Source organism: Nitritalea sp. (genome assembly GCF_054166705.1).
This window is the reverse complement of sequence record NZ_JBSZCV010000020.1, coordinates 39,827-54,936: the sequence shown is the minus strand read 5'-3', so window position 1 is coordinate 54,936 and position 15,110 is coordinate 39,827. Positions and strand designations below refer to the sequence as shown.

The following is a 15,110-nucleotide window of genomic DNA, read 5'->3' as shown; positions in this document are numbered from 1 at the left end:
AAACTCCATAATATGCCGCAAAGTTACGGGAATGTTATGCGAGCACCAAGAAAAATGAATTAATTGTTACCTACTAAAGCCTTTGGTGTCTGGTGGGAAGCATATTTTTTTTGGGAAGACTCACGGATGACAAGATTGGTTTTGATCTCTGTAATTGCATCAGAGGAGATGCTGGCCCCGGCTAAGGAGTCCAATAAAATTTGGGTGGCGCGTACGCCGATTTCATATCCGTGCTGGTCCACTGTACTCAGCGATGGGGAGGAGATTTCCGCCAGCTTCCAATTGCTGAATCCCATCAGCCCCACCTCACCGGGTACTTGAATTTTATGTTCTTTCAGGTAGCGGAGCACCCCAAGGGCTACCAAGTCGGTGATACAAAAAAAAGCATCTGGGGGATTAGGGCCCTCTAATAGCTCCTTAGCAAAAAGGTAGCCCTCGGTCTCATTGATGTGAACGCAGTGTTTTACCCAGTCTTTCTCTGGGTTAATGCCGGCATCCTTTAACGCTTGCAGGTAACCGAAATAACGCTGATTGGCATTTTTCACTATAGGACGACCGCGAAAATGTGCGATTTTACGATAGCCATTTTGAATCAAGTGCTGCACCGCTTGATAGGCGCCATCGAAATCATCCACGATCACTTGAGGCGTTTTCAGATGATCCGTCACCTTATCCATCTGCACCACGGGCTTGCCTGCATGCATGAGCTCCTGGATATGTTCTCCTAATACCGTTTCGTTAGAAATACTTATGAGCAAGCCATCTACTCCGCTGTGGAGCATGGCGTTTACAGCAGCCTTCTCGTCCTGTAGCACATCGTTCGACTGGGAAACCATCACATTGTACCCCGACTGATTCGCTGTGGCGATGGCCCCGCTGATAATGTTGGAAAAAAAATGATGCACAATTTCGGGCACCACCAAGCCGATATTAAACGTCTTCTTTTTCCGAAAACTGATCGCAAGGGAGTTAGGCACATACTGATATTTTTCCGCCAGCTCCTTCACCGCGCGCACGGTTTCCTTGGCGATATCCGGGTGCGCCTTTAATGCCCGGGAGGCCGTAGACACTGAAATTCCAAGCTCTTTCGCAATGTCCTTAAGTGTCACTTTACTCTTGTCGCTCATGGTCTGTCAGTTCAGAATCAATGGATGATAAAGGTGAAATAATGAATCTTTTTCTTAAAATTAGGAAAAAATCTTGAAGCACCTAAAGCTTCCAATTAGTTTTTTTTAGCTTTATTTATTTAGAGTTTGTCTAAATAATAAAATATCAACCGATCCCGCAATCGATTGCAGTATTTTATTTCTTGCCTATCTGTAAAACTTTCCGCATTCTTGTAGGGCGCGAAAAAAAACAGTATCAAAGCCGTTTAGTTCGTAAATCCCCAAATAAACTCCTGAAATTTAACCTAAATGGATACCACTTTACTGCATCGTATCGACCTCATCATCATGTTCGTCTACCTGGTGGGCATGATTTTTTATGGGCTCTACCACTCTAAACGTAACAGTTCCGAAGATTATTTCCTGGCCGGTCGCAGCATGACCTGGCCTGTCGTCGGGATATCGCTCTTTGCGGCGAACATTTCCAGCACCACCCTCATCGGACTGGCTGGCGACGCCTACAGCACGGGAATTTCGGTCTATAACTATGAATGGATGGCTGCAGTCATCTTGGTGTTCTTCTCCATTTTCTTCTTACCCTTTTACCTGCGCTCAGGGGTATACACCATGCCCGAATTTCTGGAACGCCGTTACGATAGCCGCAGTCGCTATTATTTCTCTTTTATCACACTCATCGGGAATGTGCTCATCGAAACAGCTGCTGGACTCTACGCCGGTTCCCTAATCTTAAAACTCGTCTTTCCAGAAGTGAGCATGTCGCTCATTATCCTTTTACTGGCCTTTGCGGCAGCAGCATACACCATCCCTGGTGGACTAAATGCCGTCGTTCACACAGAGGTCATTCAAGCCATCTTACTCCTGGCAGGTTCCTTGGTGCTGACCTATATCACCTATACCGAAGTAGGCGGCTGGGAGAATGTACGCGCTGTCACCCCTCCAGACATGATTTCCCTCATCCGCCCCATCGACGATCCCTCCGTCCCCTGGACAGGCCTGCTCTTCGGGGTTCCCCTGCTTGGTTTTTATTTCTGGGCTAATAATCAATTTATGGTGCAGCGGGTCCTGACCGCAAAGGACCTGAACCATGGCCGATGGGGAGCCCTCTTCGCTGGCTTACTGAAGCTTCCCGTGCTCTTCTTTATGGTGCTTCCCGGAACCATGGCCCGCGTTCTGTTCCCAGACCTCGAAAATGCTGATACCGTATTTCCTACGCTGGTATTCAACTTGCTCCCCGCAGGACTCATCGGTCTACTCATGGCCGGACTGCTTGCCGCCATGTCCTCTAGTATCAGTGCCACGCTAAACTCCGCTTCTACGCTCATCACCATGGACTTCGTAAAAAAGGCGAAGCCAGGCCTCAGCAGCACGCAGCTAGTTCGTGTGGGACAGATTTCCACTGTGATCTTGGTGCTGTTAGCCGCGGCTTGGACGCCGCAAATCGAAAAGTTCGATTCTTTATTTAAGTATCTCCAGATCGTGGTCGGCATGATCGCGCCACCTGTTGTAGTGGTCTTCATTTGGGGCATGTTCTGGAAAAAAGGCAATGCCAATGGGGCCTTTTACAGCCTGATCTCAGGCTTTGGCATCGCCGCTACCCTAATTACCTTAAAGGTAGTGGCTCCTGAGCTGGCCATTAGTCAGTGGCATTTCCTGCACACAGCACCACTGCTTTTCGTCTGCTGCTCTATTATCTATGTCGCTGTAAGCTTGGTCTCCCCAGCGCCGCGCCCGGATCAAATCGAAGAGTATACCTGGAAAAACAGCATCTACACGGATGAAACTGCCGCCCTACGCGCACTCCCCTGGTATAAAAACTACCGTGTCTTATCTATCCTCCTCCTGATTCTAACCGCTATTATCGTATGGAACTTCCGTTAGGTTATCTCGAAGCGCTTTCCTGCATGCGGAAAGCCAGCCATCCTAATGGCTTCTTGGCCTCCGCCGCCGCTGGAGAAAACTATCCGCGTATCTGGGCCCGCGACGGGGTGATCACCGGCCTGGCAGCTTTAGCGAGCCGTGAGGAAACACTTATCGAAACATTTCGACGCACCCTGCAGCGCCTAGGAGAATTTCAAAGCCCAGAGGGCCATATTCCCTCTAACGTGGCCACCGATCGTGCAGACGTAAGCCTCGGCGGACTCGCCGGCAGGGCGGACACAGGAAGTTGGTGGATCATCGGGCTTTGCCTTTATGCCCACTGGACAGGTGACCGTGCCTTTTTGCTGGCGCAAAGGGAACGCATCGCGCGGATTTTTAACCTGTACCAAGCCTGGGAATACAATAACCGTAACCTGCTCTATGTACCACTAGCAGGAGACTGGGCCGACGAATACCTCCTGCACGGCTATACCCTCTACGACCAGGTTTTGCGCTGCGCCGCACTGAAACTGGCCGGAAAGGCGCTGCAAGACGAGGGCTACTCCGAAAAAGGATCCCGCATTCAACAGGCCATCGAGAAAAATTATTGGTTGGCCAGCAACCCCGACGCGAGCTGCATTCACCCGACTGCACGGGAGCGCCTGCTGGCTGAAAAGGGGCCCCTGCCCTACCTCTTGGCAGGCTTTCATCCTGCAGGCTATCAGCCCTATTTGGATCTGTTTGGAAATGCGCTTGCCATGCTGTTCGATATACATCCCAGTCCGGCACATACCTTGGAAGCGGTAACAAAATTGGCTCCCATGCTCCCTGTTTTTTCACCCGTAGTGGATGAAAATGCAGCAGACTTTGCGCTACTGCGCCAAAATTATCGCTACACCTTCCGAAACAAGCCCCACGAATTTCATAATGGTGGTATCTGGCCCATGGTACTTGGCTTTTATGGCCTAGCCACCCAAAAACACCTTTCCCAAGAGGCGGCCAAAGAGGTGTATGCCCGCCTCGACAGGCTAAATGCACAAGAAAACTATTCCTTTAACGAATGTTTTCACGGCTTGAGCGAACTCCCATGTGGTGTACCAGCTTGCACCTGGAGTGCGGCAGGTCAAGTTCTCCTCTATCAAGGCATTACCAATGGATTTTCTCTAAGCGCTTAATCATGAAAAAAACCTTATGGATCGCCGGTGAGCTCCTGGTCGACCTGATCGGACAAGAAATACGGGATTCGCTCTTTCGAACGCATACCTTCCGGCGGTATGCGGGTGGATCCCCCGCGAATTTAGCCGCTAACCTGAGTCGCCTCGGACATTCCGTGCAGCTGGTGGCCGCCGTGGGTCAAGATGGCCTCGGTGATTATCTCGTGCATGAAGCAGAGCGACTACGTGTGGGAACGAAGCATGTGCAGCGTATCAAACAGGCGCCGACAAGTATGGTCCTCCTTTCCCGCAGCCATGAGACTCCCGATTTTATCGCCTACCGCGGTGCCGATGCTGCACTCGAAGCGAAGGATTTTCCTTACGATGCACTACAGGGAGCTGGTCTTTTTCATACCACATGCTTTGCGCTAAGCTTAGCGCCGGCGAGAGCCACCTTAAAACGGGCTGCTGAAGTCGCGCATGCACATAAGGTGCCGATCAGTTTAGACATGAATTACGCCCCCAGCATCTGGCCGGACCGACAAGAAGCCCAGCAACTCGTGGAGCACTGGTGCCACTTAGGCGCCTGGGTGAAGGTAAGCCTAGACGACTGCCGACGTCTTTTCGGAGAGGCGATCCAAGAGGAAGAGGCGATCGCTCAACTGCTTCACTGGGGAGCAGGTCTGGTATGCTTTACCAAAGGAAGTGCTGGCAGCCGCCTTGTAAATGCGCAGGAAGATGTGCAGGTGCCCGCCGAGCCTGTCCAAATTTTAGGGGAAGCCACTGGGGCAGGCGATGCCTTCTGGTCAGGCTTCCTAAGCGCTTATCTACAAGGTGCTACAGCAGCGGAAGCCTTGCGCAGTGGCGGAAAAATGGCGGCGCTCAAGCTTTCTATTGACGGTCCTATGCCCGAAAAAGTTTCCTTAGCCTAAGCGCAGTGCGCCAAAGAAAAGTGCTTGGATCCTTTCTGCCGGGCAGGGAATTTTTTAGGCTATATTCTACTTATATAGGTATGAAGCAGGGAGCGATAAAATTGAATTGTGACATGGGGGAAGGGCTGGCAAATGATGCCCAACTGATGCCCTTCCTGGATTTTGCAAACATTTCCTGTGGGGCGCATGCAGGTGATGAGACTGCCGCCCGATTCGCGATACGTGAAGCCCTCACGCACGGGGTGAGCATCGGAGCACATCCGGGCTATCCAGACCGCGCGCATTTCGGAAGGCGCTCGCAAAGTATCGATTCTCGGGCATTAGTAGCACTTTTAGACGAGCAGATGGGGCATTTTATGACTTGGCTGGCAGCAGAAAGGGCTCCCTTACACCATATCAAGCTGCATGGTGCTCTGTATCATGACGTGGCCTTTAGCCCGCTTCTTGCCGAAACTTTTGTCCACTGGCTGCAAGAAAATCATCCTGGGATTTTAATTTTTGGGCCACCACAGGGAGACCTATTCCGCCTGGCCCAAGCGCACCATGTGGATTACCTGCGCGAAGGTTTTTTGGATCGCCACTATGCCGCAGACGGCAAGCTGTTGCCGCGTTGCCACCCGCAGGCCTTGTTACAAGATGTGCAGGGAATCGAACAACGGCTGAACGGATTGCGCTCGGGGAAAATTCGGACCCTTTCGGGAATGGTCCTGGCCGTACAGTTCGACACACTATGCCTACACGGAGACCATCCCTTGGTCTTACATTTTGCGCGAACCGCAGCCCAGTTTCGCGATGCCTAAGCCGGCCCAAAGATACTTTCGCTATCGCCCCGGCCATGTAGAGCTGCACTGGCCTGCGAAAATATGTTCCGAGCAACTAGAGACCTTACGCGGTCTGCGGCAGTACCTCCAAGTGGCCTATCCCAAGGCTATAATTCGTCATACTTATCACATTCTTAGTATTTTACACCCTCCTGACGCCGCGCTAGAGCAGGCCCTCGAAAGCGTTATGGATGCTGAATCTCCTCTATGGCAGCGTATCAATCCCCTGGCCTACAGTCAAAGGACCTGGGTGGTTCCACTTTGTTATGCGCCCACTTTCGCACCTGATTTACCTGAAGTTTGTGCTACCCTTAACTTGGAGCCAGAGGCCTTTATTACGCTACACAGCCAAACCCTCTACACTGTTTATTTTCAAGGATTTATGCCGGGTTTTTATTATTTGGGCGGGCTGGATAGCCGCTTGCATTTGCCCCGAAAAGACCGACCTACTCGGCGCCTCCCCGCTGGTACCTGTGGCATCGGCGGAGAGCAGACGGGTATTTATCCCAGCGAAAGTCCGGGAGGCTGGTGGCAAATCGCCCACTGCCCAATCGCCCTGCTGCCCCCATACGGTAAAGAACCCCTTATGCAGGCAGGTGATCACCTGCGCTTCCATCCAATCAACCAAACAGAGCATCAGAACATACAGCAAGAAAAGGCTACCTTGACCCTAATTCAAAATCGCTATGGATAGGCTAAAACTCCTTCACGCAGGCCCATTTACAAGCCTGCAGTGGCTTCCTAATTGGGAACATCTCGGTGTGGGCTGGCCCCTAGGAGGACCCATGGAGCCTAACATCGCTGCCTCGATGCGAAGGTTACTCGGACTCCCTGAGGATGCAGCTGTGCTGGAATTCTTTCTAGGCGGCTTGCAGCTGGAAGCCCCCTGCGCATTACAAGGACTACTTTGGACCCCTGATACAAACTTCCAGTTTCAAGTGGGCGAAGGAAGCGCGTCAGCAGGTCAATTTTTTTCCTTAGCAGCCGGCGAAAGACTGAAAGTCCCAACCCTCAAAGCGAGTTATTTCGGTTATTTGGTTTTTGACCGAAGTTTAAGTCCAGAAGAATCTCCCACCGCCACACGTCGTTTGGGCCAGAAGACAACATTGGCTCTCGGGCCAAAATACCAAGCTCCCTGCTTACATGCCCGGGTAAAGCTACCCTTTTTTCCTATTCGCAAAACGCCCTATGTACTTCCCGTAGTGGAGGGCCCTGATTTTCATTTATTAGACGCTGGCAGTGTGAACCGCCTTTTGGGGAAGCCTTTTCAGCTAGCTGCACAAGCCTTCCATCGGATGGGGCAAGGTTTTGTGGGCAACCTAAGGCCGCATGCACACTCCTTATTAAGCAGTCCCACAGAACCCGGTACGCTACAGTGGACGCCTTCAGGCGACTTGATTTTACTCGGACCCGATGCGCAAGTGACGGGAGGCTATCCGCGGATTTTATACGTCCCGGAACAGAGCCGGCATGCCCTCTACCGTCTAGCAGCAGCGCAAACGTTTATTTTTTCACTTAATCCAAAAAAAAGCTTTTGAGCGGCAGGAGATTTTTGTAATTTAAATTTTCATAATAGACAGCTCTTTTTTCACACCTATTCAACAAATTTCACGCATCATGACAGAGAATTTGAAGGAAAAAATCGCCGCTCAGGGGATGGATCCACAACTTGCCGAGAAACAAATACAGCATTTCGAAGAGGGCTTTCCGTTTTTACCGATCGTAAAGGCTGCCACCTTGGGTGCCGGCATCACCAAATTAGACGAAGAGCAGTTGCAAGCGACCGTGGCGTATTATGAAAAACGCGCGGCGCAGTTAGATTTAGTGAAGTTTGTGCCGGCTTCCGGTGCCGCTAGCCGGATGTTTAAGGACTTGTTTGCTTTTTTAGAGGGGGATGGTCTACTCGAAAAGGATGCTTTTACCCAAAAGTTTATCCAGCACTTGGATAAATTCGCCTTTTATGAGGCATTAAAGAAGGCTTTGGCTGCTTTAGGCAAGCCACTAGAAGAAGTTTTAGCGAAAAAGGACTATAAAACGATCGTTTCCGCCCTACTGGAAGAACATGGACTTGGTTATGGGGCTTTGCCCAAAGGGCTACTCCAGTTCCACCGCTATACAGATGAAATTCGTACGGCAGCCCAAGAGCATTTTATCGAAGGCATCCAATATGCCCGAGGTAAAGATGGACGTGTGCGGCTGCATTTTACCGTCTCTCCAGAACATCAAGAACGTTTCGAGCTCTTGACAGAACAGGTCCGACCGGCGCTCGAAGCGCACTATGGAGTAGAAATCCATGTAAGCTTCTCCACCCAGAAAAAAGCTACGGATACCATAGCGGTCACGGCCGATAATGAACCCTTCCTAGAAGAAGATGGCAGCATTTTATTTCGCCCTGCAGGACATGGAGCACTCCTGGAGAATTTGAACGATATTCAAGCAGATATTATCTTTATCAAAAATATCGATAATGTGGTACCGGACCACTTAAAGCCCACCACGAAAACGTACAAGCAAGCGCTGGCAGGAGTCTTATTACAAGCACAGGAGCAGGTTTTTGAGCTCTTGCATCAACTGGAAAAGGGCTGCGATCAAGCACTTTTGCTTCGTGCCGAAGCACTCCTAGAGGATAAGTTGGGCTGTAAGTTGAGCCCCCGCTATTACGAGTGGAGCTTCGAAGAGCGCGTGGCGTATGTGCAGCGAAAGCTCAACCGGCCACTTCGCGCCTGTGGGATGGTAAAAAATACAGGAGAGCCCGGTGGGGGCCCATTCTGGGTAGAAGATGCCGACGGCACACTGTCCCTTCAGATCGCCGAGACTGCCCAAATTGATTTAAGTGACCCCGCGCAGCAAGAGATCGTTCAGACGGCCTCCCACTTTAACCCGGTAGACTTAGTTTGCGCTACGAAAGATTATACCGGCAAGCCCTTTGATTTATTGGCTTTTCGGGATGAACAGACGGGATTCATCACAGAAAAATCTAAGTCGGGCAAAGTGCTAAAAGCTCAGGAATTGCCAGGCCTTTGGAACGGAGCGATGGCAGGCTGGAACACCCTATTCGTGGAGGTACCCATCCTTACGTTTAATCCCGTGAAGACGGTCAACGATCTGCTTCGTGAAGAGCATCAGTAGGGTGTAAGCGAAGAAACAGCAGGCTGTAGACACTTTTTAGGTGTATGCAGCCTGCTGTTTATTTTTTTGGCTTAGTAGCGCTTTTTTTCCTGCGTGCCGGCTTGTCCCCTTTTTGGCTGAGCCCATCCCCTTGCACGAAGTGCCAACTACCAACTTTTTCAGCTAAATAGGCGATCAGCTCTTCTCCACCTAGAACGGTGATTTCTCCTGGCAAGCCTAAAATAAAGCGTCCAATACCGCGGAAGTCGGGCACTTCTAGTATCAGGGTCCCCGACCCATCCTTTTGTCTGTTTAAATAAGGCCAGACGCTGGGATTTTCTTCCTGTAAGAGCTGGCATGCGCGCGCCGAAAGGCGCAAATCCACCGGAAGCGCTCCCTTGCCGATAAACCCAAAAATGCCTTCTTCTAAGCGCTCGTGTAAGGACTGGAACTCCATCTCCTCTTCAAGTACACGGACATGCGTGATTCGCTCCAACTTAAAAAGTTTCATTCGTTTATCCACCGTGTCCAAGGCATAAATCGAGTCGAAAGGCCGCGTAAAACAAACAGGCTCTACGATCCGATCGCTGAGCGAGTCACTGTTGATGGAATAATAATCTTCTAACTTAGCGCGTACCCCCCGGCGCATGCAGCTGCTGAGCAGGTCCATTTTTTTACCGTAATCTGCCTGCAGCAGCAGTTTCGCGCTTTTTACGGTGTCCAGCTCCAGCTGTAGCTTTGCTAGAAGGAGCTTACGCTGCTCAGCATCGGGCACATGCTGCTTGATCGCGGCACGTAGCAGCTCCATTTCATCCCCACTGAACTGTGTCTCGGCCCCTTTCACAAGGGCCAAAGGCTCCTCAATGCGGTATTTTCCGAACTGCTTGATAATCCGGAACCCGATCGCCTCCAGCAATTTAAGGTAGCGGTACAGGGTACGCTCCTCTACGCCGATACCTTCAGCCAACTTATGGATCGGCTTTCCCACCGGTCCCTGCAGGAGAACGATAAGCTGGAGAACACGAAGCATTTTTTGCTGCTCAACACTAGGTGTTTTAGCCATAAATCGAAAATGTTAGTAGAGTGCTGCGGTAACCTTTACGCGGGTCTGTGCTTTACCCGAGTAGGCGATGCCATCCAAATGAAAGCCGCCTAGCTGATAGGAATCTTCCACCTCTTCTGTCGCCAAGAGCTTAAACTGTAGGTTTTGAGCTTTGGCCAAACGGGCGATCTGCTCCTCCCCTTTTTGGGCTGCTTCTAAAAATAAACGTTCCTGAATCTCCTCGCGCACTTCTGCTGGCACGTAAACACCGCTGGAATTGACGTAAGTTGTTAATCCTCCGAAGTCCGTTAAGGTTTGCGTAATAGCTGCTAGCTCTGCCATCTCCTGAACTAAAAAACGATAACTAAGGCTGAGCACTAACTGTCGTGCCCCTTCTTCTCCTTCCTGGTACATGTTTTCGAAGGTGAGCAGGGGCTCAAAGCGTTTTAGTGCCTCCGATTCCAGAAGCTGCGTAAGCGCCTCACGCTGTTCCATTTTTCCATTAATATTGACGGAAACCGCTATTGGAAAACCAGAAAGGGCTTCTTCTGCTGCCGCTAGCACAGTCAGCGTGCGGGTCTTTTCTGTGGAGGAGCCACATGCTGACAGGAGGCAGAGGCTGGCAAGCAGGATGAAAAGTAAAAAAGGAGTTTTGTGCATCATGGTCTTTTTCCAAAAATACACAAAACCCCTTAATTTTTTGCGCCCTGGCGCGAGCTTACTTTTTATTTAAGCCTTTGGCAAATACCCTATTCACATTAAAGCCAATCCGAAACTGCTCGCCGGGGACTCCATTTCCACCGGCAAGGAGGTACTGCTCATTCAGCAGCTGTGAGGTGACAAAGTACATTTGAAACACATGGCCACCAGCCTCTAAATCGATTCCTACCCCAACATTATTACGTAAGTCATTATTGAGGTTTGGAATATACTGGAAGGTTAGAGAAGCTACTTTGGACAACTTATAAAGAGCAGAAACGCCCAGTGCCAGATAAAGCTCCTGATCGCCTTCGATGGCAAAGACCTGCAGCGGATCATGGAAATAGGCGAGCATAGGGCTAAGTTGGACGCTAAGCTTATCCGAAAACTTGCGTGCAACCATAACCTGCCCCGCATAGGAAGTGCGCTGCTGCAAAGAAGGAGGTCCTTCGATTAAAAACCCATAAGGAGAGGAGTTCACGCCTACATTTCCCATAAAAGATACGGAAACGGGCATGCTGTTGTCTGCTTTTTGAGTGAGTAGGTGGTAGCGGCCGTAGAGACTGTAGATGCGGTCTCGGCTTTGGCGCGCGGCGCCAATGCTAAATTTTCTGTTCCAGGCATATTCAAAGCTAAACATTATGTTGGCTCCATTATCCAAGCCAAAAAGCTCCTGAATTCCTCCGTCGATCGTCCCAAAGGTGTGCATAATCGCAAAATGCAGGGTTTTGGCCGCCAGTGGCTCCACCGTCATTAAGTTGATGTGCCGAGGCGCATGGAAGGTATTTTCCACCTCTTCGGACACAGTGGCCAGCTTGCGTTCCAGTTGGGCGGACGTCGTACCCACTATTCCCAGGGATAAGGCAAGCAAAAGGGCGAATTTTCTCATTTCTTTAGTTTGGCTTTGATTTGCACAATTTGTTCCTCGGCGAGTTCGTAGAAAACTACAGTAGGAATACTTATTTTATGATCGCTGAGGAGTACACGAAATTCGGCTTCCAGCTCCATTTCTGAGTTAGAGATGCGTTTAAGCTGCCCAGGGACCTCTATTTCACGCTCCACACCATGGATTTTAAACTTCCCCTTCGCTGTCACTTTTTTGCTTTGCCCTACGGGCAATTCCTTGATGTCCTCCTTTATTTTTCCTGTAAATTCGGCGAAAGGATATTTTTTTGTCTCCAAGTAATTATCGCGCATGTGTCGGTCCCGCAGGCTGATTCCCGTTTTCAGGGTATTTAGATCCAAGTAAAAGTCCAAGAGGTTTTTGTCCAGATCCACTAGGCCATGCAGCTGACTGCTTTTTCCTTCAAAATCTCGGAGGGAAGCTTTGGAAAGGAACACGACATCCCCTTTCTCGGTTTGGAAACCTTGGGCGATGCTCTTTTCGGATAAGCCTATTAAGAGAAGTAGGAATAGGACCCCATACCATCGCATCATGATAAGGTGATGGTTAAGATGCCTTCTGCAAAGTTGTTGGAAAAACTCCTCAGATCGGATCGAGCAGGGCCACTACGTAATGCTCCGGTAGATGAAAACTCTGAACCATGACAGGCGCAGCGGAGGGTATCATTTCCGAAGGACCATCTGTTGTTACATCCTTGGTGCGTACATACAGCCGTAACGGTAGAAAACGTGTTGTTTCCTAAATTAATAACGATAACATCGCGCTGACTGATCACCGCCCAGCCGCCAGCTGCCTGGAGCGCAGGGACGCGAGAGATGTCAATCGTGAGACCATTGGCTGTAACGGTGACCGGGCCATTACTGCCATTGTCAATAAGTGCCGGTTCTGCGTCATCACTGCTGCAAGCGGTAAAGAAGTGAGTACCAAAGAGCGCCATTACGCTGAGTGCGCCTGTTTTTTTGATAAAATTTCTACGCTGCTCGCTGAGCGTGCCAGACTTTAAAACCGTGGGGGAAGATGAATTTTTCATGGAATAGCATTAAGAGTAAACATATACGCGATTGGTCGATGAAGTAGTTTACCTTTTACCAACAGCATAAATCCCAAAATTTCTTTGCTAAAATGGACAGTATGCCATTAGATTCACAAAATTGTACATAAGTAGCTGCTACAGGTGTATATAAAGTTTTTGGGATTAAAAAAATAAGACCACGCAGCATGCTGCGTGGTCGATCTTTCCTTGCGCTACCCAAACAGCTTTCGATTCCTTTCTTTTTCTTTCGTATTCCTGTTCGTTTGCTTTCGTTTTGTTTCTTTTACTTTCTTTTTGGCTTAAAAATGGTTTCGTTTGCTTTCTTTTTCTCGAAAGCTGTAAAAACTGTAAGCGACTGGCCATCGAGACTGCTTCGTCTGCATATGGCGGGCATGTGTTAAAAATGCTTACGGTTGAGAATTTCGGCCAGTATAACGGCATCTTTCGCTGTTTTCGGATCTCGCAGCATCTTTTTATATCGATTAGTCCCTTTGGATTTTTCCTCCGTTTCGATTTGGGTAACCCCCACTCCTAGGCGCTCCACAGGCTTGTCTATATCGACTTGTTCGTCGAGCGTTTTTAGCTTTTTGCTTTCTGCGGGGCTCAGAAGGCCTTCGAAATCTCCAAACTTTTTCTGTCCTTGGCGCTGATAGGGCTCCTCCCCTGTAGACCGAAAGGCCCGGCTGCTTGGCTCCTTTTGCGCCCTGCGCGTCTCCTCCGACACTTCACGTTTAGTAGGAAGTGGTTCGTAATCGTCCTCCTCTTCCTCTTCGAAATCAGCCGCGCGGCGTCCTTGGCCACTCCTTTCCAAGTCTCGTTCCGCCCCTTGTTGTGCACGACGGATTTCGCGCAGCATATCCTCAAAAGAACCTGTTTTCTGCTTGGGCCCCTCCTGCTCTCTACCTAGTTCTTCCGCATCACGTGCTTCCTGTTCACGTTCTGCTTGCTTCTTTTTTCCAGCTGTGACGGCGGAATAGATAAAATAGATAATGATGGCGATGATGTATAAAATATTTCCTGCGTCCATGGGAGTAAAAAGGGTTTAGCATTTCTTACGGAGGCTGTCCGTAGAAGTTCTTTTCGGCTGTACTCAAGATCGAATATAGTATATTTGAAGGAAAAGGCCGCCACACGTATCCAAAAAAAGCGCCTTCCAGCTCGAAAATCAAACCGAAAAGCGCTTGTTCTCCTTTGGGCCGAGGCCCAAGGCATACCCTTTACTTTTTAGCTACGCGGATCCGTACAAAACCCAGCTCATCATCCCGGTTAATCGGCAGATGGATCGCACCCTCATAAAAGGGGCCCGTGCTGGCATAATCTTCCACCTTGCCGATCTCTACTTCTCCTAATAGGCGAAAGCTTTCCAAATCAAAAACAAGTAAGGCCATCTCCATCTCTACTTTGGAAGCATCCTCCTCTTCGAGCTGTTTGGACACACTTCGGCGGGCCAGGCGATACATTTTGTTTACTTTTGCATCAGCGATGAAGTCCCCTAAATACCAGTTTTGGGCGAGGTCTTTACTCAACTCCTGAAAGCGCTCCATACTTTCTACTTCTGTCACCGGCGGTTTTTTCTGTATGGACTGCTGGAACCTACTTTCAGGTACGGGTAGCTTATACAAGGTGTCGTTTTCAACGTCATAGCGCCACATATCAGCATCGATCGTATTCCCGATAAGCACGCCACCTGATATAGGTAAAACATGAAACCCCGGGGTGCGGGCCGTACTGGAACTCTCTGTGCTAAAGGAAAGACTATAGGCTCCATATTCCGCCAGAGCTTCGATGGGGATAGCTTTCAACTGCTCCTTTTGTACATCCATACGTGTGAGATGACTGGGCATAAAAGACCTCCTTTTTCCCGAAAAAGACCAAGCGACCTGTCCATTTTTCTCAAAGCTCACCGCGGGGTTGAAGAACAAATTTTCTTCCCAATTTTCCAGCTCGAAACTCTCCTCAAGAGAACGGATCTGCTTCTCCACCTCGCCGGTGCCCACGTTTAAAAAGCGAAAAGGCTGGTAGGTAGCAGTCGTGTAGTAAATACCCTCTGAAACCGCGCCAAGAAAGTTAACAAAACCCAAGCTGTTCGGGCCATCTCCATCTTGAGTCTTCTTGCTGACGAGGCGCATGTCTTTTAAGGAGATAACTTCCAAAGTGCGCGTTTGAAAATCATAATATACCATTTCAGCTCCATCATGAGAAAAATCGTAGCTCATGCCTAACTTTGGAGAAAGCAAAAACTCATCACCGCTGTCTACGAAAACAGTATCGATAGCAAGTGTGAAGTCATCTAAGCCATTCGCATCTGAGGAGTCGGAACCACCACATGCGTAGCCTAAAAAAGCCAAGGGAAGCATCCCGAAGATATAAGAGGCTAAAGTACTTCGCTTCTGGTACGTAGAAAATTTCATCTTGTGAATTTTAAAGGTATGT

15 protein-coding genes are annotated in these 15,110 nt (G+C 49.6%); 7 read left to right on the top strand and 8 right to left on the bottom strand.

Annotated elements, in window-relative coordinates; translation table 11 throughout:
* Positions 1 to 59 precede the first annotated feature (59 nt).
* Positions 60 to 1,127, bottom strand: a complete 1,068-nt coding sequence (locus ACXIT9_RS13745; protein ID WP_458056816.1) for a LacI family DNA-binding transcriptional regulator — start codon at positions 1,125 to 1,127, stop codon at positions 60 to 62.
* Positions 1,128 to 1,415: 288 nt separating this feature from the next.
* On the opposite strand from ACXIT9_RS13745, the gene ACXIT9_RS13740 reads away from it, so the two are divergent.
* The 7 genes from ACXIT9_RS13740 (at position 1,416) to ACXIT9_RS13710 (ending at position 9,020) form a co-directional block, all read left to right on the top strand.
* Positions 1,416 to 3,005 carry a sodium:solute symporter gene (locus ACXIT9_RS13740; protein ID WP_458056815.1) on the top strand — a complete coding sequence of 530 codons (1,590 nt, stop codon included), beginning with the start codon at positions 1,416 to 1,418 and terminating at the stop codon, positions 3,003 to 3,005.
* Entirely contained in the window at positions 2,990 to 4,159 is a 1,170-nt protein-coding gene (locus tag ACXIT9_RS13735; protein ID WP_458056814.1) for an amylo-alpha-1,6-glucosidase, read from the top strand. The genes ACXIT9_RS13740 and ACXIT9_RS13735 overlap by 16 nt, the downstream gene beginning before the upstream one ends.
* A gap of 2 nt (positions 4,160 to 4,161) precedes the next feature.
* Entirely contained in the window at positions 4,162 to 5,070 is a 909-nt protein-coding gene (locus tag ACXIT9_RS13730) for a carbohydrate kinase family protein (RefSeq protein WP_458056813.1), read from the top strand.
* Between the two features lie 80 nt (positions 5,071 to 5,150).
* Entirely contained in the window at positions 5,151 to 5,870 is a 720-nt protein-coding gene (locus tag ACXIT9_RS13725; RefSeq protein ID WP_458056812.1) for a LamB/YcsF family protein, read from the top strand.
* Positions 5,863 to 6,585, top strand: a complete 723-nt coding sequence (locus tag ACXIT9_RS13720; RefSeq protein ID WP_458056811.1) for a 5-oxoprolinase subunit B family protein — start codon at positions 5,863 to 5,865, stop codon at positions 6,583 to 6,585. The genes ACXIT9_RS13725 and ACXIT9_RS13720 overlap by 8 nt, the downstream gene beginning before the upstream one ends.
* Complete coding sequence (locus tag ACXIT9_RS13715) at positions 6,578 to 7,429, top strand: hypothetical protein (RefSeq protein ID WP_458056810.1); 852 nt, start codon at positions 6,578 to 6,580, stop codon at positions 7,427 to 7,429. Before ACXIT9_RS13720 ends, ACXIT9_RS13715 begins: the two co-directional genes overlap by 8 nt.
* 79 nt (positions 7,430 to 7,508) lie before the next feature.
* Positions 7,509 to 9,020 carry a DUF4301 family protein gene (locus ACXIT9_RS13710; protein WP_458056809.1) on the top strand — a complete coding sequence of 504 codons (1,512 nt, stop codon included), beginning with the start codon at positions 7,509 to 7,511 and terminating at the stop codon, positions 9,018 to 9,020.
* A gap of 58 nt (positions 9,021 to 9,078) precedes the next feature.
* Here ACXIT9_RS13710 and ACXIT9_RS13705 read toward each other — a convergent pair whose 3' ends face one another.
* From ACXIT9_RS13705 to ACXIT9_RS13675, 7 genes are all read right to left on the bottom strand, one after another.
* Positions 9,079 to 10,062: a helix-turn-helix transcriptional regulator gene (locus ACXIT9_RS13705; protein WP_458056808.1), complete on the bottom strand. Its 984-nt coding sequence runs from the start codon at positions 10,060 to 10,062 to the stop codon at positions 9,079 to 9,081.
* 12 nt (positions 10,063 to 10,074) lie between these two features.
* Positions 10,075 to 10,704, bottom strand: a complete 630-nt coding sequence (locus ACXIT9_RS13700) for a hypothetical protein (protein ID WP_458056807.1) — start codon at positions 10,702 to 10,704, stop codon at positions 10,075 to 10,077.
* A 55-nt stretch (positions 10,705 to 10,759) separates the two neighbouring features.
* Positions 10,760 to 11,629 carry a DUF5777 family beta-barrel protein gene (locus ACXIT9_RS13695; protein WP_458056806.1) on the bottom strand — a complete coding sequence of 290 codons (870 nt, stop codon included), beginning with the start codon at positions 11,627 to 11,629 and terminating at the stop codon, positions 10,760 to 10,762.
* Positions 11,626 to 12,177 (bottom strand): YceI family protein, encoded by a 552-nt coding sequence (locus tag ACXIT9_RS13690; protein ID WP_458056805.1) that lies wholly within the window; start codon positions 12,175 to 12,177, stop codon positions 11,626 to 11,628. Before ACXIT9_RS13690 ends, ACXIT9_RS13695 begins: the two co-directional genes overlap by 4 nt.
* On the bottom strand, positions 12,174 to 12,674 hold the full coding sequence (locus tag ACXIT9_RS13685) for a QcrA and Rieske domain-containing protein (protein WP_458056804.1): 501 nt from the start codon (positions 12,672 to 12,674) through the stop codon (positions 12,174 to 12,176). Before ACXIT9_RS13685 ends, ACXIT9_RS13690 begins: the two co-directional genes overlap by 4 nt.
* A 400-nt stretch (positions 12,675 to 13,074) precedes the next feature.
* Positions 13,075 to 13,704 carry a hypothetical protein gene (locus ACXIT9_RS13680; RefSeq protein WP_458056803.1) on the bottom strand — a complete coding sequence of 210 codons (630 nt, stop codon included), beginning with the start codon at positions 13,702 to 13,704 and terminating at the stop codon, positions 13,075 to 13,077.
* Between the two features lie 190 nt (positions 13,705 to 13,894).
* Complete coding sequence (locus tag ACXIT9_RS13675) at positions 13,895 to 15,088, bottom strand: DUF4221 family protein (RefSeq protein WP_458056802.1); 1,194 nt, start codon at positions 15,086 to 15,088, stop codon at positions 13,895 to 13,897.
* Positions 15,089 to 15,110: the final 22 nt, after the last annotated feature.